This is a genomic window from Pseudomonas sp. FEMGT703P (genome assembly GCF_002786345.1).
In the GTDB taxonomy this organism is placed as follows: domain Bacteria; phylum Pseudomonadota; class Gammaproteobacteria; order Pseudomonadales; family Pseudomonadaceae; genus Aquipseudomonas; species Aquipseudomonas peli.
In genome coordinates this window covers 989,642-1,013,861 of record NZ_PGCM01000005.1, presented here as the reverse complement: position 1 = coordinate 1,013,861, position 24,220 = coordinate 989,642, and the positions used below count along the sequence as shown (strand labels likewise).

Below are 24,220 nucleotides of genomic sequence, written 5' to 3'. Positions count from 1 at the left end.
CGCCATCTTAACCTAGTGACTGCGGAACCTGTCCCGCCAGTCAACGCCCGAGCAGCGACCTACAGGCCGTCTTTTTCCAGATGATCGAGGTTGACCGGCTCACCGCTATGCGCGCCGAGCTTGGCGCGGATGTCTTCGAACATCAGGTCGTACTCGGCGTGGCTGCGCATGATCAGGCTGCTGTTGGTCGGCAAGCCATGCTTGTGCGCCAGGCGCGTGGCCACGCTGGCGAAGTTGAAGGCGGTATCGCGGTGCAGTTCGAAGATTTCCTCAAACGCTTTACCCTCCACCTGACCGTGCATGCGCATGTGCAACATCGGGCCTTCAGTCGGGTCCTGGCGTACCTCGTAATGAAGGTCGACGCTAAACAGCGGCGCCTCAGTCGTGGCCACGGTATTGGCGCGATGCAAATGTCCAGGTTCAAACATGCTGGCAGCTCCTGCAATCAGTCCATGGTGCTGCCAGCATAGTTGCTCTGGATAAAGCGTGATACGCGCGCCAGATCAGTGCAGCGGCGCGCGCTCAATGCGTTCCTGCGCCAGCACCCAGGGCGCCACTACCACCGCCCACAGCTCTGGATCGCGGGTTAGCAGGTCTTCGGCGCGGCTGTCGTCAGCCTTGCTCAAGATACCTGCAGCCAGCCAGGCGGCGACTTTTTCCTGGTCGTTCTGCGCCACAGCCTGCGCCACTTCGATCAGATCCTGAGTGCCGTCGACCAGCAGCAAGGCGCCACGGGCGAAGAAAGGTTGCAGCTCCTGCCAGGTAATAGCTGCAGTTTCACCAAGCAGCTTGGCATAGAGGGTGCTAGGTTGTTCTGTCATGGATTGCCCTGTCATTGGTGACCGCTTTTTTAATCGGCCGCCATGATAGCGTCGACCAGCCCGCTGGCAAATTCGCAACGCTGTTCGCGACGTTGCCAACGGCGATCAAGACACGCCGTTTTTCTATACGTTTATTGCGTTAAAGCGACACCTCAGGGTTTTGCCCCCAGCAAGCCGCTTTTCAAGCCGCAAAGCCGCGCTCTACACTGCACCGGTACAGTTGCCGGGGGGATGACCGGGGGAACAACCCGGTTCTGCAGCTTTGGCCGCCAGAACTACAACAATCAAAACCAATAAGAGTGGAGCACTATGAACAAGGCTACTAAGCAGATTTCCAAACTGTTTGCCGCCATGGCCATGGCTGGCGTTGCCAGCTACTCGGTAGCGGCTGACACCATCAAGATTGGCCTGGCAGGCCCAGTCACCGGCGCCGTCGCGCAATACGGTGAAATGCAGTTCATCGGTGCCAAAATGGCTATCGAGCAGATCAACAAGGCCGGCGGGGTGAACGGCGCAATGCTCGAAGGCGTGGTCTATGACGACGCCTGCGATCCAAAGCAAGCCGTTGCCGTTGCTAACAAAATCGTCAACGACGAAGTTAAATTCGTAGTTGGCCACCTGTGCTCCAGCTCCACCCTGCCAGCGTCCGACATCTACGAAGACGAAGGCATCCTGATGGTCACCGCGGCTTCCACCAGCCCGGATATCACCGCTCGCGGTTACGAGCTGGTGTTCCGCACCATCGGTCTGGACAGCCTGCAAGGCCCAACCGCTGGCAACTTCATCGCTGACCACGTCAAGCCGAAAGCGGTTGCCGTGATCCACGACAAGCAGCAGTACGGTGAAGGCATTGCTACCGCAGTCAAGCAGACTCTGGAAAGCAAAGGCACCAAAGTCGTTATGTTCGAAGGCATCAACGCCGGCGACAAAGACTTCTCCGCAATGATCGCCAAGCTCAAGCAAGCCGGTGTGGACTTCATCTACTACGGTGGCTACCACCCAGAGCTGGGCCTGCTGCTGCGTCAGTCGGCTGAAAAAGGTCTGAGCGCCAAGTTCATGGGCCCAGAAGGCGTAGGCAACAAGGAAATCTCGGCCATCGCTGGCCCAGCTTCCGAAGGCCTGCTGGTTACCCTGCCGAAGTCGTTTGATCAGGACCCACGCAACAAGGCGCTGGTTGATGCGTTCAAAGCCAAAAACGAAGACTCCAGCGGTCCGTTCGTGTTCCCGGCTTACGCCGCGGTACAAGTGATCGCCGAAGGCATCACCAAGGCTGGCGACACCGACACCGCTAAAGTGGCCGCAGCCCTGCGCGCCAACAGCTTCGACACCCCAACTGGCACCCTGGCCTTCGACGAGAAGGGCGATCTGAAAGACTTCAGCTTCGTCGTCTACGAATGGCACCAGGACGGCACCAAGTCCGAAGCCAAGTAAGTTCTTAGCCTGAACCCAAAACCCACTGCTTCGGCAGTGGGTTTTGTTTATTAGAAGAATTCCGGTTGCATGCTGCGCCAAAAGCGCTGCCTTGCGTGACAACCCAGGAGTTAGGCAATGCCTGATCTTTATCACTACCTGCAACAGCTGGTTAACGGTCTGACCGTTGGCAGCACCTATGCCTTGATCGCCATCGGCTACACCATGGTTTACGGCATTATCGGCATGATCAACTTCGCCCACGGCGAGGTTTACATGATTGGCTCGTACGTAGCCTTCATTGTGGTCGCCGGCCTGGCCATGTATGGCCTGGACAGTTTACCCATCGTGATGATTGCGGCCTTTGCCGCCAGCATCATTGTCGCCAGCGCCTATGGCTACAGCATCGAACGGGTCGCCTACCGCCCTCTGCGCGGCGGTAACCGTCTGATTCCGCTGATTTCCGCTATCGGCATGTCGATCTTCCTGCAGAACCAGGTGCTCCTGGCGCAGGACTCCAAGGACAAATCGATCCCCAACCTGCTACCAGGCAACTTCGTCTTCGGCGAAAGCGCCATGAATGGCGTGGTGATTTCCTATATGCAGGTACTGATCTTCGTCGTCACCTTCTTTGTCATGGTCGGCCTGACGCTGTTTATCTCCCGTTCACGCCTGGGCCGCGCCTGCCGCGCCTGCGCTGAAGACATCAAGATGGCCAACCTGCTGGGCATCAACACCAACAACATCATTGCCCTGACCTTCGTCATCGGCGCCGCACTGGCTGCCATCGCCGCCGTGCTGCTGGGCATGCAATACGGCGTGATCAATCCACACCTGGGCTTCCTCGCCGGGATCAAGGCCTTCACCGCAGCGGTACTCGGCGGTATCGGCAGCATTCCCGGAGCGGTACTCGGTGGTCTGCTGCTGGGTGTGGCCGAAGCTTTTGGTGCCGATATCTTCGGCGACCAGTACAAGGACGTGGTGGCCTTCAGCCTGCTGGTACTGGTGCTACTGTTCCGCCCAACCGGTATTCTCGGCCGTCCGGAGGTTGAAAAAGTATGAAGACCTCCATTACCCAAAACCTCAGAACCGCGATCTTCAGCGCCTTACTGGTGCTGGCCGTGGCCTACCCGGTTATCGGTCTGAAGCTCTCCACAGTCGGCATCAAGCTCGAAGTGCAAGGCGCCAGCCCAGCCGTGCTGTGGACCATCTTCGGCTGCTCGATTGCCATGTTCTTCTGGCAACTGTTCCGCAACCAGCTGAGCGCGGTCTGGAGCAACGCCCCCAAGCTGCCAAGCATGCCGGGCAAAGCCAGCGAGTTCCTCACCCTGCCTTCGACCCAGCGCTGGATCGTCCTCGGCCTGATCGTCGTCGCGCTGGCCTGGCCGTTCTTCGGCTCGCGCGGTGCGGTGGATATCGCCACGCTGATCCTGATCTACGTGATGCTCGGCCTCGGCCTGAACATCGTGGTCGGTCTGGCCGGCCTGCTCGACCTCGGCTACGTGGCCTTCTACGCCGTGGGCGCTTACAGCTACGCGCTGCTTTCGTTCTACTTCGGCCTGAGCTTCTGGATCTGCCTACCGATTGCCGGCCTGATGGCGGCATTCTTCGGCTTTATCCTGGGTTTCCCGGTGCTGCGCCTGCGCGGCGACTACCTGGCCATCGTGACCCTGGGTTTTGGCGAGATCATCCGCATCCTGCTGAACAACATGACCTGGCTGACCGGTGGCCCCAACGGCATCGGCTCGATCCCCAAGCCAACGCTGTTTGGCCTGTCGTTCGACCGCAAGGCCGCTGAAGGCATGCAGACCTTCCACGAATACTTCGGGGTGGCTTACAACTCGATCAACAAGGTGATCTTCCTCTACCTGATCGCCCTGCTGCTGGTGCTGTTGACCCTGTTCGTGATCAACCGCCTGCTGCGCATGCCAATCGGCCGTGCGTGGGAAGCGCTGCGTGAAGACGAAATTGCCTGCCGCGCCCTGGGTATGAACCCTACCGCGATCAAGCTCTCGGCCTTCACCATCGGTGCGTGCTTCGCAGGTTTCGCCGGTAGCTTCTTCGCCGCGCGCCAGGGCTTGGTCAGCCCACAGTCGTTCACCTTTATCGAATCGGCGATCATTCTCGCTATCGTCGTACTGGGTGGTATGGGCTCGCAGCTGGGCATCATTCTGGCTGCCATCGTGATGATTCTACTGCCGGAGCTGGCACGTGAATTCAACGAATACCGCATGCTGATGTTCGGCGCGCTGATGGTATTGATGATGATTTGGCGTCCGCAGGGCCTGCTGCCCATGCAACGTCCGCACCTGGAGCTGAAGCAATGAGCCGCCCGATCCTGGAAGTAAGCGGCCTGTCCATGCGCTTCGGCGGCCTGCTGGCCGTCAACGGGGTGAACCTGCAGGTCAAGGAAAAACAGGTTGTGTCGATGATCGGCCCGAACGGCGCCGGCAAGACCACCGTATTCAACTGCCTGACCGGCTTCTATCAGCCTACCAGTGGCAGCATCCGCCTCAATGGCGAGCAGATCGAAGGCCTGCCCGGCCACAAGATCGCCCGCAAAGGCGTGGTGCGCACGTTCCAGAACGTGCGTCTGTTCAAGGACATGACGGCGGTGGAAAACCTGCTGGTCGCTCAGCACCGCCACCTCAACACCAACTACCTGGCGGGCCTGCTGAAGACCCCGGCGTTTCGCAAGAGCGAACGCGAAGCCATGGAGTTTGCCGCGCACTGGCTGGATCAGGTCAACCTGACTGAGTTTGCCAACCGCACGGCCGGCACCCTGGCCTACGGTCAGCAACGTCGCCTGGAAATCGCCCGCTGCATGATGACCCGCCCGAGCATCCTGATGCTCGACGAGCCAGCCGCTGGCCTCAACCCGCGCGAGACCGACGACCTCAAGTCGCTGATCCGCGTGCTCAGCGATCAGCACAACGTCACCGTGCTGCTGATTGAGCACGACATGAAGCTGGTCATGAGCATTTCCGACCACATCTATGTGATCAACCAGGGCACGCCCCTGGCGGACGGCACGCCGGAACAGATCCGCGCCAACCCGGACGTGATCAAAGCCTACCTGGGGGAAGCGTGATGCTGTATTTCGAGAACGTTTCCACCTTCTACGGCAAGATCCAGGCGCTGCATGACGTCAACGTCGAAGTCCGTCAGGGTGAGATTGTCACCCTGATCGGCGCCAACGGTGCCGGCAAGTCGACCCTGCTGATGACCCTCTGTGGCTCGCCCCAGGCGAGCAGTGGCAGCATCCGCTACCAGGGTGAAGAGCTGATCGGCCAGGACACTCCGAGCATCATGCGCAAGAGCATTGCCGTGGTGCCGGAAGGCCGCCGGGTATTTTCCCGCCTGACCGTGGAAGAAAATCTGGTGATGGGCGGCTTCTTCGGCAGCAAGGCCGACAATCAGGAACAGCTGGACAAGGTCCTGCACCTGTTCCCGCGCCTGAAGGAACGCTTTGCCCAGCGCGCCGGCACCATGTCCGGCGGTGAGCAGCAGATGCTCGCCATCGGCCGCGCGCTGATGAGTAAGCCCAAACTGCTGCTGCTCGACGAGCCGTCGCTGGGCCTGGCACCGATCATCATCCAGCAGATCTTCGACATCATCGAACAGCTGCGCAAGGACGGTGTAACGGTGTTCCTGGTCGAGCAGAACGCCAACCAGGCGCTCAAGCTGGCCGACCGTGGTTATGTCCTGGAGAACGGCCGGATCGTCATGCAAGGCAGCGGTGAACAACTGCTGAACGATCCAAAGGTACGCGACGCCTATCTGGGCGGTTAAGCGCTACCTCGCTGAAAAACCGCTCTTCGGAGCGGTTTTTTATTGCCGAAGACAAAGCCAACCCTGCCCGCCTGTCTCTGCCTCAATACTGACAACAGCTTTTATCGCCGCCGTTCGCCCGATGTTCCGTGCACCGGGGGCCTGTCCGGTTACAATGACGGCCCTTTTTTTGCCGATGACCGCTTTTATGACTGACCCCATTCGCCTGTCCAAACGCCTGATCGAAGTGATTGGCTGTTCGCGCCGCGAGGCCGAACTCTACATCGAAGGCGGCTGGGTCACGGTGGATGGTGTGGTCGTAGAAGAGCCCCAGTTCAAAGTCGCTGAGCAGCGCGTGGAACTGCTGCCCAATGCCGTCCTGGCGCCGATCGAGCCAGTCACCTTGCTGCTGAATGTGCCCAATGGGCATAACCCGGAACGCGCAGTGGAAGGCATCAGCTCGGCCAATCACTGGCCGGAAGACAGTTCGGGGATTCGCCCGTTAAAAGGCCATTTCGCCCGTTTGATCAACTGTGCACCGCTGCAAGCTGGCGCAGATGGCCTGCATGTACTGACCCAGGATTGGCGCATCGAGCGCAAGCTCAAGGAAGACCTGAGCAAACTGGAGCAGGAATATGTGGTCGAAGTCGTCGGCACCCTGAGTGCAAGTCAGCTCAAACGCCTGGCACACGGCCTGACTTTTAATGGCGTGGCCTTGCCACCCTGCAAGGTCAGCTGGCAGAACGAAACTCGCCTACGCTTCGCTTTGAAGAACCCGCTGCCCGGACAGATCGTGTTCATGTGCAACAGCGTCGACCTCAAAGTGCTGGGTATGAAGCGCATCCGTATCGGCGGTGTGTCGATGGCCAAGGTTCAGCCTGGGCAATGGCGCTACCTGGCCGGCAAAGAACGCTTCTAATCATTTTTTAACGGCTGCTTTGAGCCGCCGCCTTTTCAGGACCTTTCCATGCTTAACAACGACGTACTGCGCAGCCTGCGCTACACCCTCGACATCAGCGACGCGCAGATGGTCGACATCATTAAGCTCAGCGGCAAACAGGTTGCTCCCAGCGACCTCGCGGCCATGCTCAAGAAGGAAGACGAAGAAGGCTTTACCCCATGCGACGACGAGCTGATGGCACATTTCCTCGATGGTCTGGTGTTCTTCAAGCGCGGCAAGGATGACAGCCGCCCCGCTCAGCCACTGGAGCTGCCCGTCACCAACAACATGGTGTTGAAGAAACTGCGCGTGGCCTTCGAGCTGAAGGAAGACGACATGCACACGATCATGAACAGCGTCGACTGCCCGGTTTCCAAGCCGGAGATGAGTGCGCTGTTCCGCAAGTTCGGCCACAGCAACTACCGCACCTGCGGCGACCAGTTCCTGCGCAATTTCCTCAAGGGCCTGACCCTGCGCGTTCGCGGCTGAGTCCCAACGCCTCGCTGCCATGCCTGCCCGCATGGCAGCTTATTTCCACGGGCAATGATGACTGCCATGGCGCGGTCAGATGATTAGGGTAGTGGCACTCATCCGTTAAAAGGATTCGCCATGCCCCCCTACTTCAGCCTGCAAGGCCGCACCGCCCTGGTTACCGGTGGCACACGCGGCATCGGCAAAATGATCGCCAAAGCCTTTGTCGAAGCCGGCGCCACGGTCTACGTCTGCGCGCGTGACGGCGAAGCCTGCGCACAAACCGCTGCCGAACTATCGGCCTTTGGCACCTGCCACGGCATCGCCGCCAACCTAGCGAGCGAAGAAGGCGTGCACGTGTTGGCCGAGCAATTGACCGGCACAATCGGCAGCCTGGATATCCTGGTCAATAACGCCGGCACCACTTGGGGCGCACCGCTGGAAAGCTATCCGGCCAAGGGCTGGGAAAAGGTCATGCAGCTCAATGTAACCTCGGTATTCAGCTGCATTCAGCAATTGCTGCCGCTACTGCGCAAGGCCGGTAGCGCGGCTAATCCGGCACGGGTGATCAATATCGGCTCGGTCGCCGGCATCACCTCCCACGGCGAAGACGCTTACGCCTATGGCCCGAGCAAGGCGGCGCTGCATCAGCTGTCACGCATGCTCGCCCGCGAGCTGGTCGGCCAACATATCAACGTCAACGTGATCGCGCCGGGACGCTTCCCGAGCAAGATGACTCAGCATATCGCCACCGACGAGGCCGCCATGGCCGAAGACACCGCGCTGATCCCGATGCAGCGCTGGGGCCGCGAAGAGGAAATGGCCGCCCTGGCGATCAGCCTGGCGAGCACCGCCGGGGCCTATATGACCGGCGCGATCATCCCGATCGACGGCGGTTTTCACCTCTAGTCAGGTACTATGGCGGCGTTTTCATTCGGTCACGCCGCCATGCCCTACTCCGTTTCCCCCATAGGTTTTGTCCGCTCCTGCTTCAAGGAGAAGTTCGCCATTCCCCGTCAGCCGCAATTGGCCCCGGCGGCCCGTGGCGTACTGGAGCTAGCCGCACCCTTCGATAACGGCGATGCAGTGCAGGGATTGGAGCAAGTCAGCCATGTCTGGCTGCTGTTTCTGTTTCACCAGGCGCTGGAAGACAAGCCGCGGCTCAAGGTGCGCCCGCCGCGCCTGGGCGGTAATCAATCGGTCGGCGTATTCAGCACCCGCGCCACCCATCGGCCCAATGGCATCGGCCAGTCGGTGGTCAAACTGGACAAGGTTGAAGCTGGAAAACTGTGGCTGTCCGGCATCGACCTGCTCGACGGCACCCCGGTGCTGGATATCAAACCCTACGTGCCCTATGCCGACAGCGTCGCGGGTGCCTACAACCGCATCGCCGACAGCGCGCCGGCGCTGATCGACGTCAGTTGGCAGGACAGCGCACTGATCCAGGCAAACGAACATGGGCAGCGCCTGAATGAACCGCTGATCGAGTTGATCGAACAATGCCTGGCCCAGGACCCGCGCCCAGCCTACCAGCAGCCCAGCCCCGAGCGCCGCTATGGCGCGTGCTTCTGGGATGTCGATGTGCACTGGCACTACCCGCAGCTTGGCAGCATCTGCGTGCTGGAAGTAGTGCCCGCCAGCTGACCGAGTTCGCGCCACCCCACACGCGCAGATAGGCCAAGCAGCTATTTTGTCTTATATTTACTAGATAAATGTATACAAAATAGGGAGCTCACCATGCTCGAACGCCCCGGTCGCCTTAATGGCTTGCGCCATATCGCCCTGCTGGTCCCCAACCTGGAGGCCTGCGAACGCTTCTACGTGGATATTCTCGGCATGCAGGTGCTGCACCGCGCCAATCCAGACCTGGTCTACCTGACCTGTGGTAATGACAACCTGTCCCTGGGTCGCGCTTCTGTACCCAGCAGCGGCGAGCAGGCAGTGGATCACTATGGCTTTATCGTCGACAGCATCGATGAGCTGCACGCCTGGTACGCCTACTTCAAGGCACATGGCGTGACCCTGCTTGACCGCCCCTTCGCCCATGGTGACGGCGCGTACAGCTTCCATTTGCTCGACCCTGCCGGCAACAAGGTACAGCCGATATACCATCCGGCCGTCTCCGGGCAGCGCTTCAGCAGCGCGCAATAACAGGCAGTACGCCGTCGTCACGGCGTTCTACACTGAGTAGACGCCCGTCAGCAGTGATCGGCAAAGCCCTGAAGGCGACAAACAGATGTGCACTGTTCAACGCCTTGCGGGTATGGTGAGTGCAAGGGGCATGCTGCCAAAGCGCCAGTAAGCGGCCCGATAAACCGTCATCACACATCGACACACTGTGAACGCATGAAAGCCAGCACCTACGCGCCGACCGAAAACCTTGTCGATCTGCTGCTCGACGCCATCTGCGTAGTCGACAAACGCGGCCGCTTTGTTTTTGTCAGTGCGGCCTGCCAGCGCATTTTCGGCTACAGCGCAGACGAGATGATCGGCCAGGTGATGATCGAAATGGTCCACCCCGAAGACCGCGCCAAAACCCTGCTGGCGGCGAAGGAAGTAATGGCCGGGGTGCATAAACCACAGTTTGAAAACCGTTACCTGCGCAAGGATGGCAGTAGCGTGCATATCCTCTGGTCTGCACGCTGGTCGGAAGATGATCAGGTGCGCATCGCCGTGGCCCACGACATCACCGAGCGTAAGCGCAGCGAAGCCCTGCAGACCGCGCTGTATGGCATTTCCGAAGCTGCTCATTCGGCCAAGGACCTGCTTGGCCTCTTTCAGCAGGTGCATCAGATTATTGGCGAACTGTTGCCAACCCTGAGCTTTTCCGTCGCCCTGTATGACGAACAAAATGACGAATTGAGCTTCCCCTACCCTGCCGAACCCCTTCCCAGTCCGCTGACTGATTCGCCGCTGAATGCCGTCACGTTGAGTGCCCAGGTCATTCGCAGCGGCAACACTTTGCTGTTGCCCAATGCCAGCCAGCCGCAACCTGAATCGCCACACAGCTGGCTGGGCGTACCGCTGCACTCACACAGAGGCATCATCGGCGCACTGCTGGTGCAAAGCAGCGCCTCCACCCGCTACAGCGAACGTGATCAGGAATTACTGCAATTCGTCTCGACCCAAGTGGCTGCGGCCATTGAGCGCCAGCAAATGCTCAGCCGGCTGCAGTTTATGGCGCAGTACGACCAGCTCACCCGACTGCCCAATCGCGAACTCCTGCGCGACCGCCTTCACACGGCCTTGGCCCGCGCACGTCGCGAGCAGTCGCAGGTCGCGCTGCTGTTCCTCGACCTGGACAAGTTCAAGCAGGTCAACGACAGCTTCGGTCATGCTGCAGGCGATCAACTGCTGCAAGGCGTCGCTCAACGTATCCAGCTGTGCCTGCGCGAGTCCGATACGGTGGCACGCTTTGCCGGGGACGAGTTCGTCGTGCTGTTAGAAGACTTTCACTCGACCGATCACGCCAGCGTGGTAGCCGAGAAAATCCGCCAGAGCCTCAATCAACCCTTTGAGGTGTGTGGCCAGAGCCAGACCGTCCTGCCCAGCATCGGCATCGCCCTGTACCCCCAGCACGCCCAGGACGAGCAGCAACTGCTGCAACATGCCGACAACGCCATGTACCAAGCCAAGCAGAAAGGCGGCAACCGTGCGCACAGCGCCTTAGCGCTGGAATAGCGCGCATAAAAAAGCCCGCCATGAGCGGGCTTTTGATGACGGCAGGCTTACTTCTCGACGAAGGCACGCTCAATCAGGTAATCACCTGGTTCACGCATACGTGGCGAAACGGTCAAGCCGAACTCGTTGAGCACCTCGCTGGTTTCATCCAGCATGCTCGGGCTGCCGCAGATCATCGCGCGATCGTCCTGAGGATTGATCGGCGGCAGGCCAATGTCTTGGAACAGCTTGCCACTGCGCATCAGGTCGGTCAGACGGCCCTGGTTCTCGAACGGTTCACGGGTCACCGTCGGGTAGTAAATGAGCTTGTCCTTCAGCGCATCGCCGAAGAATTCATTCTTCGGCAGGTGCTCGGTGATGAATTCACGGTAGGCCACTTCATTCACATAGCGCACGCCGTGAACCAGAATCACCTTCTCGAAACGCTCATAGGTTTCCGGGTCCTGAATAACACTCATAAACGGTGCCAACCCAGTGCCCGTGCTGAGCAGGTACAGGTGCTTGCCCGGCTTGAGGTCATCCAGTACCAGGGTCCCGGTGGGTTTCTTGCTGATGATGATCTCATCGCCTTCCTTGAGGTGCTGCAACTGCGAGGTCAGCGGGCCATCCGGCACCTTGATGCTGAAGAACTCCAGATGCTCTTCCCAGTTCGGGCTGGCAATCGAATAGGCGCGCATCAACGGACGGCCGGTTTCCTGCTGCAGGCCGATCATCACGAACTGACCATTCTCGAAACGCAGCCCCGGATCACGGGTGCACTTGAAGCTGAACAGCGTGTCGTTCCAATGGTGAACGCTAAGAATGCGCTCGGCGTTAAGATTGCTCATGTTCGGAGCTCCGCAAAGGTAATGTCGCCTGCGCGCCTGCGCGCAATTGCACGGCATTGTAATGAGCTGCAGAATATCTGTTAACTTGATTATCAAGATATAGGTTATCGGTTACATAGATATGCGATTTACCCTCAGACAATTGCAAGTCTTCGTCGCCGTGGCTCAGCATGAAAGCGTGTCGCGCGCGGCCGATTCTCTGGCCCTGTCGCAATCAGCCACCAGTACTTCGCTCAGCGAACTGGAGCGTCAGTCCGACTGCCAACTGTTCGACCGCGCCGGTAAACGCCTGGGCCTCAACGCACTGGGCCTGCAACTGCTGCCACAAGCAGTCGCATTCCTCGATCAGGCCAAAGAAATCGAACGCCTGCTGGGCGGTAAGAGCGGCTACGGCTCGCTGAATGTTGGCGCCACGCTCACCGTCGGCAACTACCTGGCCACCCTGCTGATCGGCAGTTTTATGCAGCGCCACCCGGAGTGCCGGGTCAAGCTACAGGTACACAACACCGCCTATGTGGTGCAACAGATTGCCCACTACGAACTGGATATGGGCATGATCGAAGGTGACTGCCAGCACCCGGATATCGAGGTGCAACCCTGGGTTGAAGATGAGTTGGTGGTGTTCTGCGCGCCGCAACATGCGCTGGCGCAGCGCGGTGAAGCGAGCCTCGACGAGCTGACGCGCGAGGCGTGGATTCTGCGTGAACAAGGCTCCGGTACGCGCCTGACCTTTGACCAAGCCATGCGCCATCACCCCAGCAGTCTGAATATTCGCCTTGAGCTGGAACACACCGAGGCGATCAAACGTGCGGTGGAATCAGGCCTAGGGATTGGCTGCATTTCCCGCCTGGCACTGCGCGATGCCTTTCGCCGCGGCAGCCTGGTGGCGGTGGAAACCCCCGAGCTGGATCTACGCCGGCAGTTCTACTTTATCTGGCACAAACAGAAGTACCAGACCGCCGCCATGCGTGAGTTCATCGAGCTGTGCCGCGCCCTGACAGCCGGCGTGACGCGCAGCGACCAGATCGTCCTGCCGACTATTGCCTGAAAGGCGGATTAACCGAGCAGGATAATCGCCCACACCAGAGCAATCAGGCTGAGGGCGGTGAACTGCGCGGCACTGCCCATGTCCTTGGCATTTTTCGACAGTGGGTGCAACTCCAGGGATATGCGGTCGATGGCCGCCTCCACTGCCGAGTTGAGAAGCTCGACGATCAGCGCCAGCAGACATACCGCGACCATCAAGGCGCGTTCAACGCGGCTGACATCCAGGTAGAACGCCAAAGGCACGAGTATCAGGTTGATCAACAACAGCTGGCGAAACGCAGCTTCACCGGTAAAAGCGGCGCGCAGGCCGGCCAGCGAGTAACCAGTGGCATTGAGTACACGTTTAAGGCCGGTCTGGCCTTTGAATGGAGACATTGAGGGTCATCACAACGATAGGAGGAAAACAGCGCGGCAAGCCTGCCAGGCAAAGATTAACGGACGCTTAACCGTCCGTTTGTGAAGGAATCGACTCCAGCTGTTGCAGCAGCAAGGCCGCTTGAGTCCGAGTACGCACTCCCAGTTTACGGAAGATCGCCGTCACATGAGCCTTCACCGTGGCCTCAGACACGCTGAGTTCATAGGCGATCTGCTTATTCAGCAAGCCATCACAGACCATGGTCAGCACCCGGAACTGCTGCGGCGTCAGGCTGGCCAGCCCTGCACTGGCGGCTTTGGCTTCAGCCGACAAGGCAATCGCTTCCTGAGTCTGCTGTGGCCACCAGACCTCGCCATCCAGCACCAGGCGAACTGCCTGCTGGATCGTCTCCAACGGACTGGATTTGGGGATAAAGCCACTGGCGCCGAACTCCCGCGAGCGCGCAACGATGGACGGCTCTTCCTGAGCGGAGATCATCACCACCGGAATATGCGGGTACTGCCCACGGAGCAACACCAAGCCTGAGAAGCCATAAGCGCCGGGCATATTGAGATCAAGCAGAACCAGATCCCAGTCGGTCTTCTGTGCCAGGCAGGTTTCCAACTCGGCAATGCTGGCGGCTTCGACCAGCCTTACATCGGGCCCCAACCCCAGGGTTAACGCTTGTTGCAAGGCACTGCGAAACAGGGGGTGATCGTCGGCAATGAGGATTTCAAAAGCGGCCATGGTGAATCCTGTTTTTGTTATGTGGGTACCCGTCAGGGTACTGTCCAGGGCACGGTGAACAATGCGCACAGGCCGCAGGGTTGCGGCGCAACCAAGCCTGAAAACGCAGAAAAGCGACCAAGCATGCCCAGCACTGACGGGGTGGTCAAGCACGACGCTTTGCGGCACAGTTCGCAGCTTTGCCGACGAGAGCCTGAAATGCGAAGCCACGCCCTGCGCGCCGACCTGTTAATGCTGCTGACTGCCATGATCTGGGGCTCGGCGTTTGTTGCTCAGCGCCTGGGCATGGACTCCATAGGCCCGTTTCTCTACAGCGGCCTGCGTTTTGGCTTGGCAGCACTGATTCTGCTGCCAGTGCTACGCCTGCTGGAAGGTCGCAGCAACAGCGCGACAGTCGCACCACTGAACCGCCAGTTGCTGCGTGGCGGCGTGCTGATGGGCTTGGCCCTAGCTTTGGGTATCAACCTGCAGCAGGTTGGCCTGCTGTTTACCAGCGTGACCAACTCGGGCTTCATCACTGGGTTGTACGTGATCATCGTGCCGCTGCTAGGGCTGTTTATTGGCCATAGAACCGGCCTGGGTATCTGGTTGGGCGCCTGCCTGGCAGTGGTCGGCATGTTCCTGCTCAGCGTCGGCGAGGGCTTTACCGTGGCCTCCGGCGATTGGCTGCAACTGGCCGGAGCGTTCGTGTGGGGCGTGCATGTACTGCTGGTGGGCTTCTTTGCCGGGCGCCATGACCCGCTGCGCCTGGCGCTGGTGCAGTTCATCACCTGCGCGGTAATCAGCCTGGTGTTAGCAGTAATCTTCGAGGAAATTCAGCTGGACGCGATCATCGACGCGGGACCGGCGATTCTCTATGGCGGCATCTTCGGCGTGGCCATTGGTTTTACCTTGCAGGTGGTGGCGCAGAAAGACGCCATCGCCTCACATGCGGCCATCATCCTCTCACTGGAGGCGGTATTCGCCGCCATCGCAGGGGCCTGGCTACTCGGTGAATCACTGGAACTGCGCGGCTACTTCGGCTGCGCACTGATGTTTGCTGGCATGCTGTTGGCGCAGTTGTGGCCCAAGAAGCTGGCCCACTAGCCGCTAGAGAAACGCGCGCAGGCGTTCGTGCAACGGATCATCCAATGGCACCGCACGCGGTGCCTTGGCAGCCAGGTAGTGCTGACTAAAAACATCCAGGTAAGCATTCAAACCATCCGCCGCACGCTGGTCGCCTGCCAACTCTAAGCACAGTGCCGCGACCTCGGCCGTGCAGAAATGGTCATCGCGCTTGGAGCGTCGCAGCTTGTAGCGTGACAGCTGCTCAGCCTGCAGGCTGAGTACGGGTAAGCTGTCGAGGTAGGGGCTTTTGCGAAACATCTTGCGCGCCTCGCTCCAAGTGGCATCCAGCAGCACAAACAAAGGCCGCTTACCGGGCGCGGGTTGAACTTCGCTGACCACCCGTTCGGCGGCCACGTATTCACCTGGAAACACCAGATAAGGCTGCCACTGCGGATCGTTCAGTAACGCCGGCAACTCGGCATCAACCTCGACACGTGACCAGCCGAATGCCGACGTATCAGCCAGTACATCGGCAATCAGCCAGCCGGTATTGCTCGGTTTGAGCGCCTCGACATCGTGCATCAACAGACACACCGCTGACGTAGCGGCAATGCGCGGACGCCAGGCACACAGGCAATGGGTCATCACCAAACGGCACTCGTCACAACGCACTGAGCGGCTACCACGGGCCAAAAATGGTTTAGCACTGCGGGCAATCCGCGCAGCGCGTAAACGCGAGACAGCGTGGCTCATCAGGCGTACACCTGACAGATAAGAAGAAACGGCATGAGTCATCCTGGGGTCAGCAAGCGCGGCAGTCTATCAAAGCCCGCTCAGGCGTATTCAACCGTGCGTCTTACGTGGCCTACCGTGGTAACTGCGTAAGTGTCGGCAGACGGGTAAGATAGGCGCCACTGAACCTCTGCCCGGCAATGCCGGTCAGAAGGTGCGAATCGACTTTGGAGAACCCCATGCTGCGTTTGATCAGCCTGACCTTGGCAGTGAGTCTGCCCCTGTTTGCCCATGCTGCTACCCTGAAAGACTTTGAGCTGAGCAAAACCCTGGAAAAAGTCGCGCGCGAGAGCAGCGTAGGCACGCCACGGGCAATCAATGAAGACATTCTTGATCAAGGTTATACCGTTGATGGCAGTGAGCTGGTCAACCACCTCAGCGTACGCAGCGAACATGCGGCACAAATGCGTGGCAACCCGGATGTGGTTCGCGCACAACTGGCTAACAGCGTGTGCCGCAACACCGGGTATCGCCAGTTATTGGCCCGCGGCGCGGCGCTGCGTTATGAATTCAGCGAATACAAAAGCAACCGACCAGTGACCACCGAGCGTTTCAGCAAAGCCGACTGCGGCCTGTAAGCCTCAGCTATCCGTTTGCTCCGCGCGCCGCTGCTCATCATCGGCGCGCAGATCGGCTAACAAGGCATGCATATAGCGCGAACGCCTAACGCCGCCCTCTAGACGATGCAAACACTCTTCTTCCAGGCTTATCTGGTTCTGCTGTGCTGCCTGCTGTAACAAGCGGTACAAATCCGCATCAAGATCCAAAGTCAATTTAGGCATACCTGCCCCTCCTTTTCCCACACCCACTGGCCTGCACTAACGCAGACAGTGTGGTTCTCCCCGCCCTTGCACGGCTGCTTGCTCCTCGGCACTGAGCAAATCGCCAAGCGGTTTTTCCAGCAACGCGGCAGCTGCCTCCAGCACATGCGCCCAGCTCGCCTGGTTGGCGAACAACATACCGGCTTCATCCAGGGTGCCACCTCGATTACGGTAGCCCAGCACACGGCTGTGTCGAGCCTCACCCAGCAGCGGCCACAGATGCCCACGGGCAACTTCCGGGCGCATATGGGTGAGCAGCACACGCTTTATGCTGGCAGCCGGGAATAACCGCTCAACCCGCTCGGCATCGACAATTACCGCCTGTTCCCAGGTATCGCGAGCCGCACGAAAACGCCCCGGCTCTTGCAAGTAAACCAGACGCCAGGCGCACCCGGCCGCGCTCAGACGAACGGCCGCGCGCTGCATTTCCGCCAACTGATAACTGCCGGTGGCGATCAGCAGCAAAGGCTGTTCGCCTTGCTTCTCAGCCAGCACAACAGCGCCATCCTGCGCCAGCTGCTCGGCCTGTTCGCGAGTGAATACACAAGGCCGCTCACGTTTGGCTATCACCATGCAGGCGAGCTGACCACGCGCCTGATAGATGCCTGGCAGCAGCGCCAATACCGAATTGTGATCGGCTGGAAAGATCACCCGCACCATATCGCTCATCTCACCGAGCAAAGCCTCACAGAAGGTGGTGTCCTGGTGCGATTGCTGATTCTTGCCGTTCTCCCAGGTGTGCGAGGTGGCCACTAGCGGCCAGCCGAGCCAACCTGCAGCGCGCCCCGCGTCTTTTTGCTGCCGAGCAAAAATGATCCGCTGGCGCACCGCGCCGAGCATCTTCACGCAGAAGGCCTCATAGCTGGCCACCAGATTCAGGCCACCCTGGTTGGCCAGGCAGGCAGACACCACGGCTTCTTCATTGAGCGCAGTGATGATGGCGCCATCCAGCGCTTCCTGTTCGCTCTCCGGCGCGGTCACCCGGTGCTTGAGCGCCTTGAGGACGTCGCCCAGGCGATTGCTGGCCAGTTCATCGGGGTTACCAACACGCGGACGCAACTGCGGGTTGGTTTGCACCAGATCGACAAAGAAACGATCCAGGGCCAGCATCGGCGAACAGGCGCTGTCCTGATACTGCAACTCAGGCAGTTTTGGCAGCGCTGGATGACGCAGCGCCAGCGGGTTATCGCGCTCCAGCGGGCGGGAGCCTCGATCCGCAAACAGTGCGCAGGCGGCGCTCAGCTCTTCCGGCGCGACCCAAAGCTGCGCTGCATGCTGATTGAACAGCTCGCGAGCAGCACTATCGGTATGCGGGTTGGCCGGCAACGGCAGGTTGTGCGCCGCATTGCTGCCAGCGCCGTAGAAGCCGAAACCCTTGAGTGTTTCGGCAATACCGTAAGGCATGGGCAACGGGTAATTCAGCACGCCATCACGCAGTTCCTGTACACGGCGACCCAGGCGCTGCTCCATCTCCCATAGCGCGCAGACAAAAGCAGCCGGATCGCGACCATCGAAACTCACAGGATCAAAACCACAATGGCGCAGGTGCTCGCGGAAGTTATCCAGCCCGGCGGGCGTCGCCAGCTCGGTACGCTGCTCGATGCGCCGGCCATTGGCGATCATCAACGGCAACGCCACGCCGCAATCTTCAGCGCGCCACCAACGCGGCATCCAGTCACTGCCGCGTTGCTCCTCGGCCGCGCCATCGGAGAGAAACGTCACCAGCTTCTCGCCGGGTAACGGCAGATGAGCATATTGCAGCTCGGCAAAGCCCAGATAACCACCTTCGGCAATGCCGCCAGCCGTGTGCGGATTGACGTGGCTGCCCAGCGGCGCGCTGACCTGACCGGCCGCGTTCTGCGCATAGCTATAGAAGTCCGCCACCAACTGGCTCATCCCGGCCTCGTCACAGGGGTAACGCTCGGCCTGTTCCGGGTGCTGATTGGCCGTTAGCAGGTTGAGCGCCTCGATGGCTGCCACACAGTGGCCCTGGCCCATCAGCCAGCCACGGGTTTCCCCGGTCAGGTTATTCAACGCCAGGTAACCGGCATAGGCCGGCACCATATTCAGCGCACCTCCGGTATGCCCTTCGGGCGACACCTTGAAGTCCTCTGCAGCCAACGCCGCGCCATCGAGGCGCACGCGCTGGGCATAGGTCATATGCACCACCAGCCACAGCCCTGCGGCCGTCAGCCGATCCAGCGCGTAAAAGTGGCGGTAGACGCTCGGCAGATTCGCCTGTAGACCCGCCTGCACCAACTGGTGGCCCATGCGGTAGACCGCGGCACAGGTCTGCGGACTGTGCTGCAAAGGACCATAACCGCGCTGCCAGGCGGCGAAGGCCGGCTCAAGGCGGGCATGCTCGGCCAACTCGCTGGCACTGGGAAATAGCTGGGTCATATGCGGCTCCGATAGTTTTAGTCAGCTTAGAGCGCGGGATACAGGCAGATGCTGACCTGTATCAAAACCCCCGGTTACCTGATGGGACAGCCTTAAGCGCCACCCATTCAACTTGTTCAAGGATTAGCCATGGCCCTGCTCAACTTCCTCGGCGCAATTCAACAAGTCACCGGCTCCTGCTACCTGATCGAAAGCCGCGACGGGGCACGGGTATTACTCGACTGCGGCATGCGTCAGGGCCGCCGCGAAGAGGAAGACGGCAACCGCGCGCCGTTTGCCTTTGACCCGCACAGCCTGGATGCCGTGGTGATTTCTCATGCGCACATCGACCACACCGGCCTGCTGCCGAAACTCACAGCCGCCGGCTATCGCGGGCCGATCTTCGCCACTGATGCGACCTGTGAGTTGATGGAATTGATGCTGCTCGACGCCGCGTTTCTTCAGGAGAAAGACGCGGAGTGGGAAAACAAATGGCGCGCGCGGATGGGCAAGGCGCCAATCAGCCCGCTGTACACAACAGCCGACGCCGAACAGGCGCTGAGCCAACGCAGGCCAATGATGTATGGCGAAAGCCGCGAAGTGGCCAAGGGCGTACAAGTGACCTTTCACGATGCCGGGCATATCCTCGGCTCGGCGATTGTCGAACTCGAAGTACAGGAGCACCACCTGACTCGCCGCCTGGTGTTCTCCGGCGACCTGGGCAATACCTGCTCGCCCTTGATGCAAGACCCCAGCACGCTGAACAAAGCCGATGTGGTGCTGCTGGAATCGACCTACGGCGACCGCGATCACCGCTGCAGCGAGGACACCCTGGAAGAACTGGCGGAGATTCTGCAGCAGGCCCATCGCGATGGCGGCAACGTGCTGATCCCGTCCTTCGCCGTCGGTCGTACCCAGGACCTGATCTACTACCTTGGGCGTTTCTACCACGAAGGGCGACTGCCGCAGCAGGCGGTGTTTCTCGACAGCCCCATGGCAATCCGCGCCAACGCCATCTACTCGCGTTTTCAGGACCAGTTTGCCGCCGAAGACCGCGCCGCCTTTCAGGCCCGCGGCAGCAAACGCATCGAAGACTGGCTACCGATCCTGCGCTGCACGCCGAGCCCGGAAGAATCGATGGCGATAAACCGGATACAGAGCGGCGCAATCATCATCGCCGGCAGCGGTATGTGCACCGGCGGGCGCATTGTCCATCACTTCAAGCACAACCTCTGGCGCGAGAATTGCCACCTGATCTTTCCCGGTTTCCAGGCCAAGGGCACGCTGGGACGCAATATCGTCGACGGCGCCGAGAACGTGAAAATCCTCCATCAGCGCATCGCGGTAAAAGCCAAGGTGCACACCCTCGGCGGCTTCTCCGCGCATGCCGGGCAATCACAGCTGCTCGACTGGGTCAGCCACTTCGAGCACCACCCCGAGCTGTACCTGGTGCATGGCGAGCTAGAGAAGATGCAGGCCCTGCAACTGGCCTTGCGCGAGCGTCTGAACTGGATCGCCAACATCCCTGAACCAGGCGAGCAAATTGCCCTCTGATGCAGTCCTGGCATGGGCTGTTGGTTGTCACGCAGGTGCGCGCGCCGCACAAACCGTCAGCCAGCAGCCATACTCAAGACCAGGCCGACGCAGCAAGAGGCTGCTCGGCCGGCAACCAGAAGGAGAAGTTGTATGCCCGATGAATCGGACGGTTTTCTGTCCCGGCATTTTCAGACCAGTGGCGTCGACCTGACCACCCGAGTAGAAGAACTGGGCATCCTCGCCGCACCGCCCGACAGCCCCAATACCAAGCTCTACCAGGCCATGCTCGGCACGGTTGTGCGCATGGCGCAGGCCGACCGCAACCGCTGGGACGCCAAGATCATGCTGCAGACCCTGCGCGAGATGGAGCATGCCTTCAGCACACTGGAACAGTTCAAACGGCGGCGCAAAGTGACCGTCTTCGGCTCGGCACGCACCCCGGCCAACCACCCGGTTTACAGCCTTGCCCGCGACCTGGGCGCGACTCTAGCCAAGCACAACCTGATGGTTATTACCGGCGCCGGTGGCGGCATTATGGCGGCCGCCCATGAGGGTGCCGGCCTGGAAAACAGCCTGGGCTTCAATATCACCCTGCCCTTCGAGCAAGGCGCCAATGCCACTGTCCAGGGCAGCAACAACCTGTTGTCGTTCCACTTCTTCTTTCTACGCAAACTGTTCTTCGTCAAGGAGGCCGACGGCCTAGTGCTCTGCCCCGGTGGTTTCGGCACTCTGGACGAAGCACTGGAAGTGCTGACCCTGATCCAGACCGGGAAAAGCCCACTAGTACCCGTGGTGCTGCTCGACCAACCTGGCGGCACCTTCTGGACCAGCGCCCTGACGTTTTTGCAGGAACAACTGCAGGACAACGGCTATATCCTGCCCAGCGATATGCGGCTGATGCGCCTGGTGCACAGCGCCGAAGAAGCAGCCGAGGAAATAGCCCAGTTCTACCGCAACTATCACTCCAGCCGCTGGATCAAGGAGCGCTACGTGATCCGCCTCAACCACGCGCTGAGCGATGCGGCCATGCAGCAGCTGAACGATGAGTTCCACGACCTGTGCATGCACGGCGACTTCCAGCAGCAAGCGCGCTGCGACTCCGAGCAGGACGAACCGGAGCTGTGCCACATGACGCGCCTGGCCTTCGCCTTTAACGGACGCAACCACGGCCGCTTGCGCGAACTGCTGGACCTGGTCAATCAGTCGCACAACTGGGCGGAAAACCGCTGATGTATCGCCCAACCGATAGCCTGCTTGCGGGCTATCGGTAGTCGTGGCTCAGCTGGCTAACAAGAAAAGATCAGCCACACGCATTTCAGTACGGGAAGCATTGGCTTCCAGTACTGCAGCATCATCGGCGTGTGAAAGTAAGTAATGGGTAAACGGAAGTACTGATACAGACAGCCCGAACAACAGCCAGCAGAGGCTTAGTCGTCCAGTGCACCGCGTAGCAGCCGCCCAATCAGCTCAGGCGGATAACCTCGATAGCTAAGAAAGCGTCCCTGCTGGGCACGCTCACGAGCATCACGGGGTAGCTCACCGGCAAACTTGCGTTGCCAGGTTTCCTGCAGATGTTCACGCCAGTCGATACCACTGTCACGCAAGGCTTGTTCGACATCACCGCGAGCCAGGCCACGCTGGGTCAACTCTTCACGAATGCGCAACGGCCCGTAGCCGGAACGCGCGCGGTAGCTGACAAAGGCCTCCAGATAACGCGCCTCAGACAACAGGCCTTCTTCTGCCAGGCGATCGAGAGCGGCTTCGATCAACTCATCCGCCGCTCCACGACTGCGCAGCTTGCGGGTCAACTCGACCCGACCATGTTCGCGCCGTGCCAGCAGATCCATAGCCGCCCGCCGCACCGCGACGGGGTTATCCAGAGCAATGGACATAGGCAGGCAAATCAGGCTTCGGCGTCAGCCAGGTCATCAGACGTGGAGTTGGCCTTGACCGTCGGACTGACCACCAGCAACTTCTCACGGATCAAACCTTCAATGGTGCGTGCCACTTCCGGGTTGTCTTCCAGGTACTTGGCCGAGTTTGCCTTGCCCTGACCGATCTTGTTGCCCTGGTAGCTGTACCAAGCGCCGGATTTCTCCAGCAGACCGAGCTGCACGCCGAGGTCGATGATCTCGCCGTTGCGGTAGATGCCCTTGCCGTAAAGAATCTGGAACTCGGCCTGACGGAACGGCGGCGCGACCTTATTCTTCACCACTTTGACGCGGGTTTCGCTACCGACCACTTCGTCGCCTTCCTTCACCGCGCCAGTACGGCGGATGTCCAAGCGAACCGAAGCATAGAACTTCAACGCGTTACCACCGGTGGTGGTTTCCGGGCTGCCGAACATCACACCGATCTTCATGCGGATCTGGTTGATAAAGATCACAAGGCAGTTGGCGTTCTTGATGTTGCCGGTGATCTTGCGCAGCGCCTGGCTCATCAGGCGGGCCTGCAGGCCTACGTGCATATCGCCCATTTCGCCTTCGATTTCCGCCTTCGGCACCAGGGCCGCCACGGAGTCGACGATGATCACGTCAACAGCGTTGGAGCGTACCAGCATATCGGTGATTTCCAGGGCCTGTTCGCCGGTATCCGGCTGCGACACCAGCAAGTCATCGACATTGACGCCGAGTTTACCGGCATAGTCCGGGTCGAGTGCATGCTCAGCATCGACGAAGGCGCAGGTGGCGCCGAGCTTTTGCGCTTCGGCGATCACCGACAGGGTCAGGGTGGTTTTACCCGAGGACTCTGGGCCGTAGATTTCAACGATACGGCCTTTCGGCAGACCGCCAATGCCCAGCGCGATGTCCAGACCCAGAGAGCCAGTGGAGATGGCCGGAATCGCCTGGCGATCATGATCGCCCATGCGCATCACCGCGCCCTTGCCGAATTGCTTTTCAATCTGGCCCAGGGCTGCCGCCAAGGCGCGCTTCTTATTCTCGTCCATTTAAGTCCTCACGTAATCAAGAAGGGCCAGCTAGCGGCCACCAACAACTGTATAAGTAGACAGTATTATTCCACAGGGCAAGTCGCCCGCCTACCCCGCGTTTGGATTTTCTTGCGCAAGCAGGCGCAACAGCCCAGCCAGCGCGGCCTCGACCGTTTGTCGGCGAACTTCGCTGCGATCCCCGGCAAACTGCCGGCGCGCACTGAATAGCTGCTCACCATCGCCCCAGGCCAGCCAGACCGTGCCCACCGGTTTCTCTGGCGAACCGCCATCCGGCCCCGCGACACCGCTGACCGCCACCGCAAAGCGCGCTCCACTATTGGCTTGTGCCCCCCGCACCATGGTCTCGACCACTTCCTGACTCACCGCGCCAACCGTAGCGAACAGCATCTCGGGCACACTCAGCTGCTTGGTTTTCTGCGCGTTGGAGTAAGTGACATAACCGGCTTCAAACCAAGCCGAGCTACCGGGAATCCGGGTAATCGCCTCGGCAATACCGCCGCCGGTGCAGGATTCGGCGGTCGTCACCTGGGCCCTGGCGGTAATCAGTTGTCCGCCCAGTTCGGCAGCCAGTTGGGTAAGGGCATCTTCATTAGCAGTCATCTGCACTCCGGGGTTAAAGCCAGCC

27 protein-coding genes are annotated in these 24,220 nt (G+C 60.0%); 16 read left to right on the top strand and 11 right to left on the bottom strand.

All coding sequences use genetic code 11. The annotated features are described in order from the left end of the window. Positions 1-59: 59 nt before the first annotated feature. Positions 60-428 carry a DUF5064 family protein gene (locus CUR33_RS08565; protein ID WP_167141627.1) on the bottom strand — a complete coding sequence of 123 codons (369 nt, stop codon included), beginning with the start codon at positions 426-428 and terminating at the stop codon, positions 60-62. Between the two features lie 75 nt (positions 429-503). Beyond that, the gene (locus CUR33_RS08560) at positions 504-821 is read right to left on the bottom strand and encodes a DUF2288 domain-containing protein (RefSeq protein WP_160085096.1); all 318 of its coding nucleotides are present in this window, start codon (positions 819-821) and stop codon (positions 504-506) included. A gap of 309 nt (positions 822-1,130) precedes the next feature. On the opposite strand from CUR33_RS08560, the gene CUR33_RS08555 reads away from it, so the two are divergent. The 11 genes from CUR33_RS08555 to CUR33_RS08505 all read left to right on the top strand — a co-directional run bounded on the left by CUR33_RS08555 (position 1,131) and on the right by CUR33_RS08505 (position 11,094). Further along, on the top strand, positions 1,131-2,252 hold the full coding sequence (locus CUR33_RS08555; protein ID WP_289239305.1) for a branched-chain amino acid ABC transporter substrate-binding protein: 1,122 nt from the start codon (positions 1,131-1,133) through the stop codon (positions 2,250-2,252). Positions 2,253-2,369: 117 nt separating this feature from the next. Then, entirely contained in the window at positions 2,370-3,293 is a 924-nt protein-coding gene (livH, locus tag CUR33_RS08550) for a high-affinity branched-chain amino acid ABC transporter permease LivH (protein WP_090248315.1), read from the top strand. Further along, positions 3,290-4,558, top strand: a complete 1,269-nt coding sequence (locus CUR33_RS08545) for a high-affinity branched-chain amino acid ABC transporter permease LivM (RefSeq protein WP_448703152.1) — start codon at positions 3,290-3,292, stop codon at positions 4,556-4,558. The genes livH and CUR33_RS08545 overlap by 4 nt, the downstream gene beginning before the upstream one ends. Then, positions 4,555-5,322 carry a high-affinity branched-chain amino acid ABC transporter ATP-binding protein LivG gene (gene livG / locus CUR33_RS08540; RefSeq protein ID WP_289239304.1) on the top strand — a complete coding sequence of 256 codons (768 nt, stop codon included), beginning with the start codon at positions 4,555-4,557 and terminating at the stop codon, positions 5,320-5,322. The genes CUR33_RS08545 and livG overlap by 4 nt, the downstream gene beginning before the upstream one ends. Beyond that, positions 5,322-6,023 carry an ABC transporter ATP-binding protein gene (locus tag CUR33_RS08535; protein ID WP_090248318.1) on the top strand — a complete coding sequence of 234 codons (702 nt, stop codon included), beginning with the start codon at positions 5,322-5,324 and terminating at the stop codon, positions 6,021-6,023. The genes livG and CUR33_RS08535 overlap by 1 nt, the downstream gene beginning before the upstream one ends. A gap of 187 nt (positions 6,024-6,210) precedes the next feature. Next, the gene (locus tag CUR33_RS08530) at positions 6,211-6,921 is read left to right on the top strand and encodes an rRNA pseudouridine synthase (protein ID WP_090251120.1); all 711 of its coding nucleotides are present in this window, start codon (positions 6,211-6,213) and stop codon (positions 6,919-6,921) included. Between the two features lie 48 nt (positions 6,922-6,969). Beyond that, complete coding sequence (locus tag CUR33_RS08525; protein ID WP_090248320.1) at positions 6,970-7,431, top strand: YehS family protein; 462 nt, start codon at positions 6,970-6,972, stop codon at positions 7,429-7,431. 120 nt (positions 7,432-7,551) lie between these two features. Then, complete coding sequence (locus CUR33_RS08520; protein ID WP_289239303.1) at positions 7,552-8,322, top strand: SDR family oxidoreductase; 771 nt, start codon at positions 7,552-7,554, stop codon at positions 8,320-8,322. A gap of 39 nt (positions 8,323-8,361) precedes the next feature. Next, a complete protein-coding gene (tsaA, locus tag CUR33_RS08515) occupies positions 8,362-9,057 on the top strand; it encodes a tRNA (N6-threonylcarbamoyladenosine(37)-N6)-methyltransferase TrmO (RefSeq protein WP_289239302.1) in 696 nt (231 codons plus the stop codon). Positions 9,058-9,150: 93 nt separating this feature from the next. Continuing rightward, a complete protein-coding gene (locus tag CUR33_RS08510; RefSeq protein ID WP_289239301.1) occupies positions 9,151-9,564 on the top strand; it encodes a VOC family protein in 414 nt (137 codons plus the stop codon). Positions 9,565-9,759: 195 nt separating this feature from the next. Further along, positions 9,760-11,094 (top strand): GGDEF domain-containing protein, encoded by a 1,335-nt coding sequence (locus CUR33_RS08505; protein WP_289239300.1) that lies wholly within the window; start codon positions 9,760-9,762, stop codon positions 11,092-11,094. A gap of 47 nt (positions 11,095-11,141) precedes the next feature. Here CUR33_RS08505 and fpr read toward each other — a convergent pair whose 3' ends face one another. After that, positions 11,142-11,921 (bottom strand): ferredoxin-NADP reductase, encoded by a 780-nt coding sequence (fpr, locus tag CUR33_RS08500; protein ID WP_090248324.1) that lies wholly within the window; start codon positions 11,919-11,921, stop codon positions 11,142-11,144. Between the two features lie 121 nt (positions 11,922-12,042). On the opposite strand from fpr, the gene CUR33_RS08495 reads away from it, so the two are divergent. Beyond that, on the top strand, positions 12,043-12,969 hold the full coding sequence (locus tag CUR33_RS08495) for a LysR family transcriptional regulator (protein WP_090248326.1): 927 nt from the start codon (positions 12,043-12,045) through the stop codon (positions 12,967-12,969). Positions 12,970-12,977: 8 nt separating this feature from the next. Here the strand turns inward: CUR33_RS08495 and CUR33_RS08490 are convergent, their stop codons facing one another. Continuing rightward, a complete protein-coding gene (locus tag CUR33_RS08490; RefSeq protein ID WP_090387581.1) occupies positions 12,978-13,343 on the bottom strand; it encodes a diacylglycerol kinase in 366 nt (121 codons plus the stop codon). Between the two features lie 67 nt (positions 13,344-13,410). Then, on the bottom strand, positions 13,411-14,070 hold the full coding sequence (gene erdR, locus CUR33_RS08485) for a response regulator transcription factor ErdR (RefSeq protein ID WP_289239299.1): 660 nt from the start codon (positions 14,068-14,070) through the stop codon (positions 13,411-13,413). Positions 14,071-14,268: 198 nt separating this feature from the next. On the opposite strand from erdR, the gene CUR33_RS08480 reads away from it, so the two are divergent. Further along, positions 14,269-15,156 carry a DMT family transporter gene (locus CUR33_RS08480; protein WP_289239298.1) on the top strand — a complete coding sequence of 296 codons (888 nt, stop codon included), beginning with the start codon at positions 14,269-14,271 and terminating at the stop codon, positions 15,154-15,156. Between the two features lie 3 nt (positions 15,157-15,159). Here the strand turns inward: CUR33_RS08480 and CUR33_RS08475 are convergent, their stop codons facing one another. Continuing rightward, complete coding sequence (locus CUR33_RS08475) at positions 15,160-15,870, bottom strand: tRNA-uridine aminocarboxypropyltransferase (RefSeq protein WP_090248332.1); 711 nt, start codon at positions 15,868-15,870, stop codon at positions 15,160-15,162. A gap of 218 nt (positions 15,871-16,088) precedes the next feature. On the opposite strand from CUR33_RS08475, the gene CUR33_RS08470 reads away from it, so the two are divergent. Then, positions 16,089-16,487: a quorum-sensing-regulated virulence factor family protein gene (locus tag CUR33_RS08470; RefSeq protein ID WP_090248333.1), complete on the top strand. Its 399-nt coding sequence runs from the start codon at positions 16,089-16,091 to the stop codon at positions 16,485-16,487. Positions 16,488-16,490: 3 nt separating this feature from the next. Here the strand turns inward: CUR33_RS08470 and CUR33_RS08465 are convergent, their stop codons facing one another. Beyond that, on the bottom strand, positions 16,491-16,691 hold the full coding sequence (locus CUR33_RS08465; protein ID WP_090248335.1) for a hypothetical protein: 201 nt from the start codon (positions 16,689-16,691) through the stop codon (positions 16,491-16,493). A 36-nt stretch (positions 16,692-16,727) separates the two neighbouring features. After that, positions 16,728-19,130 carry a phosphoketolase family protein gene (locus CUR33_RS08460; RefSeq protein WP_289239297.1) on the bottom strand — a complete coding sequence of 801 codons (2,403 nt, stop codon included), beginning with the start codon at positions 19,128-19,130 and terminating at the stop codon, positions 16,728-16,730. 129 nt (positions 19,131-19,259) lie between these two features. Here CUR33_RS08460 and CUR33_RS08455 point away from each other — a divergent pair, with 129 nt between their 5' ends. Then, the gene (locus CUR33_RS08455; protein ID WP_289239296.1) at positions 19,260-20,663 is read left to right on the top strand and encodes an MBL fold metallo-hydrolase RNA specificity domain-containing protein; all 1,404 of its coding nucleotides are present in this window, start codon (positions 19,260-19,262) and stop codon (positions 20,661-20,663) included. 132 nt (positions 20,664-20,795) lie between these two features. Continuing rightward, the gene (locus CUR33_RS08450; protein WP_289239295.1) at positions 20,796-21,875 is read left to right on the top strand and encodes an LOG family protein; all 1,080 of its coding nucleotides are present in this window, start codon (positions 20,796-20,798) and stop codon (positions 21,873-21,875) included. A gap of 197 nt (positions 21,876-22,072) precedes the next feature. On the opposite strand, the gene recX is transcribed toward CUR33_RS08450, so the two are convergent. The 3 genes from recX to CUR33_RS08435 all read right to left on the bottom strand — a co-directional run bounded on the left by recX (position 22,073) and on the right by CUR33_RS08435 (position 24,195). Beyond that, the gene (gene recX, locus CUR33_RS08445; protein ID WP_289239294.1) at positions 22,073-22,537 is read right to left on the bottom strand and encodes a recombination regulator RecX; all 465 of its coding nucleotides are present in this window, start codon (positions 22,535-22,537) and stop codon (positions 22,073-22,075) included. Positions 22,538-22,548: 11 nt separating this feature from the next. Then, positions 22,549-23,592, bottom strand: a complete 1,044-nt coding sequence (recA, locus tag CUR33_RS08440; RefSeq protein WP_289239293.1) for a recombinase RecA — start codon at positions 23,590-23,592, stop codon at positions 22,549-22,551. A 90-nt stretch (positions 23,593-23,682) separates the two neighbouring features. Next, positions 23,683-24,195: a CinA family protein gene (locus tag CUR33_RS08435; RefSeq protein WP_289239292.1), complete on the bottom strand. Its 513-nt coding sequence runs from the start codon at positions 24,193-24,195 to the stop codon at positions 23,683-23,685. Between the last annotated feature and the right edge of the window lie 25 nt (positions 24,196-24,220).

Bases quoted from the DNA above. Each gene is read 5' to 3' on its own strand.
- CUR33_RS08565 (WP_167141627.1), bottom strand. From the start codon at position 428: ATGTTTGAACCTGGACATTTGCATCGCGCCAATACCGTGGCCACGACT.
- recX (WP_289239294.1), bottom strand. From the start codon at position 22,537: ATGTCCATTGCTCTGGATAACCCCGTCGCGGTGCGGCGGGCGGCTATG.
- CUR33_RS08525 (WP_090248320.1), top strand. From the start codon at position 6,970: ATGCTTAACAACGACGTACTGCGCAGCCTGCGCTACACCCTCGACATC.
- CUR33_RS08480 (WP_289239298.1), top strand. From the start codon at position 14,269: ATGCGAAGCCACGCCCTGCGCGCCGACCTGTTAATGCTGCTGACTGCC.
- CUR33_RS08490 (WP_090387581.1), bottom strand. From the start codon at position 13,343: ATGTCTCCATTCAAAGGCCAGACCGGCCTTAAACGTGTACTCAATGCC.
- CUR33_RS08505 (WP_289239300.1), top strand. From the start codon at position 9,760: ATGAAAGCCAGCACCTACGCGCCGACCGAAAACCTTGTCGATCTGCTG.
- CUR33_RS08435 (WP_289239292.1), bottom strand. From the start codon at position 24,195: ATGACTGCTAATGAAGATGCCCTTACCCAACTGGCTGCCGAACTGGGC.
- CUR33_RS08475 (WP_090248332.1), bottom strand. From the start codon at position 15,870: ATGAGCCACGCTGTCTCGCGTTTACGCGCTGCGCGGATTGCCCGCAGT.
- CUR33_RS08545 (WP_448703152.1), top strand. From the start codon at position 3,290: ATGAAGACCTCCATTACCCAAAACCTCAGAACCGCGATCTTCAGCGCC.
- tsaA (WP_289239302.1), top strand. From the start codon at position 8,362: ATGCCCTACTCCGTTTCCCCCATAGGTTTTGTCCGCTCCTGCTTCAAG.
- livH (WP_090248315.1), top strand. From the start codon at position 2,370: ATGCCTGATCTTTATCACTACCTGCAACAGCTGGTTAACGGTCTGACC.
- CUR33_RS08530 (WP_090251120.1), top strand. From the start codon at position 6,211: ATGACTGACCCCATTCGCCTGTCCAAACGCCTGATCGAAGTGATTGGC.
- CUR33_RS08535 (WP_090248318.1), top strand. From the start codon at position 5,322: ATGCTGTATTTCGAGAACGTTTCCACCTTCTACGGCAAGATCCAGGCG.
- CUR33_RS08460 (WP_289239297.1), bottom strand. From the start codon at position 19,130: ATGACCCAGCTATTTCCCAGTGCCAGCGAGTTGGCCGAGCATGCCCGC.
- fpr (WP_090248324.1), bottom strand. From the start codon at position 11,921: ATGAGCAATCTTAACGCCGAGCGCATTCTTAGCGTTCACCATTGGAAC.
- CUR33_RS08495 (WP_090248326.1), top strand. From the start codon at position 12,043: ATGCGATTTACCCTCAGACAATTGCAAGTCTTCGTCGCCGTGGCTCAG.
- erdR (WP_289239299.1), bottom strand. From the start codon at position 14,070: ATGGCCGCTTTTGAAATCCTCATTGCCGACGATCACCCCCTGTTTCGC.
- CUR33_RS08470 (WP_090248333.1), top strand. From the start codon at position 16,089: ATGCTGCGTTTGATCAGCCTGACCTTGGCAGTGAGTCTGCCCCTGTTT.
- CUR33_RS08555 (WP_289239305.1), top strand. From the start codon at position 1,131: ATGAACAAGGCTACTAAGCAGATTTCCAAACTGTTTGCCGCCATGGCC.
- recA (WP_289239293.1), bottom strand. From the start codon at position 23,592: ATGGACGAGAATAAGAAGCGCGCCTTGGCGGCAGCCCTGGGCCAGATT.
- CUR33_RS08510 (WP_289239301.1), top strand. From the start codon at position 9,151: ATGCTCGAACGCCCCGGTCGCCTTAATGGCTTGCGCCATATCGCCCTG.
- CUR33_RS08520 (WP_289239303.1), top strand. From the start codon at position 7,552: ATGCCCCCCTACTTCAGCCTGCAAGGCCGCACCGCCCTGGTTACCGGT.
- CUR33_RS08465 (WP_090248335.1), bottom strand. From the start codon at position 16,691: ATGCCTAAATTGACTTTGGATCTTGATGCGGATTTGTACCGCTTGTTA.
- CUR33_RS08450 (WP_289239295.1), top strand. From the start codon at position 20,796: ATGCCCGATGAATCGGACGGTTTTCTGTCCCGGCATTTTCAGACCAGT.
- CUR33_RS08560 (WP_160085096.1), bottom strand. From the start codon at position 821: ATGACAGAACAACCTAGCACCCTCTATGCCAAGCTGCTTGGTGAAACT.
- CUR33_RS08455 (WP_289239296.1), top strand. From the start codon at position 19,260: ATGGCCCTGCTCAACTTCCTCGGCGCAATTCAACAAGTCACCGGCTCC.
- livG (WP_289239304.1), top strand. From the start codon at position 4,555: ATGAGCCGCCCGATCCTGGAAGTAAGCGGCCTGTCCATGCGCTTCGGC.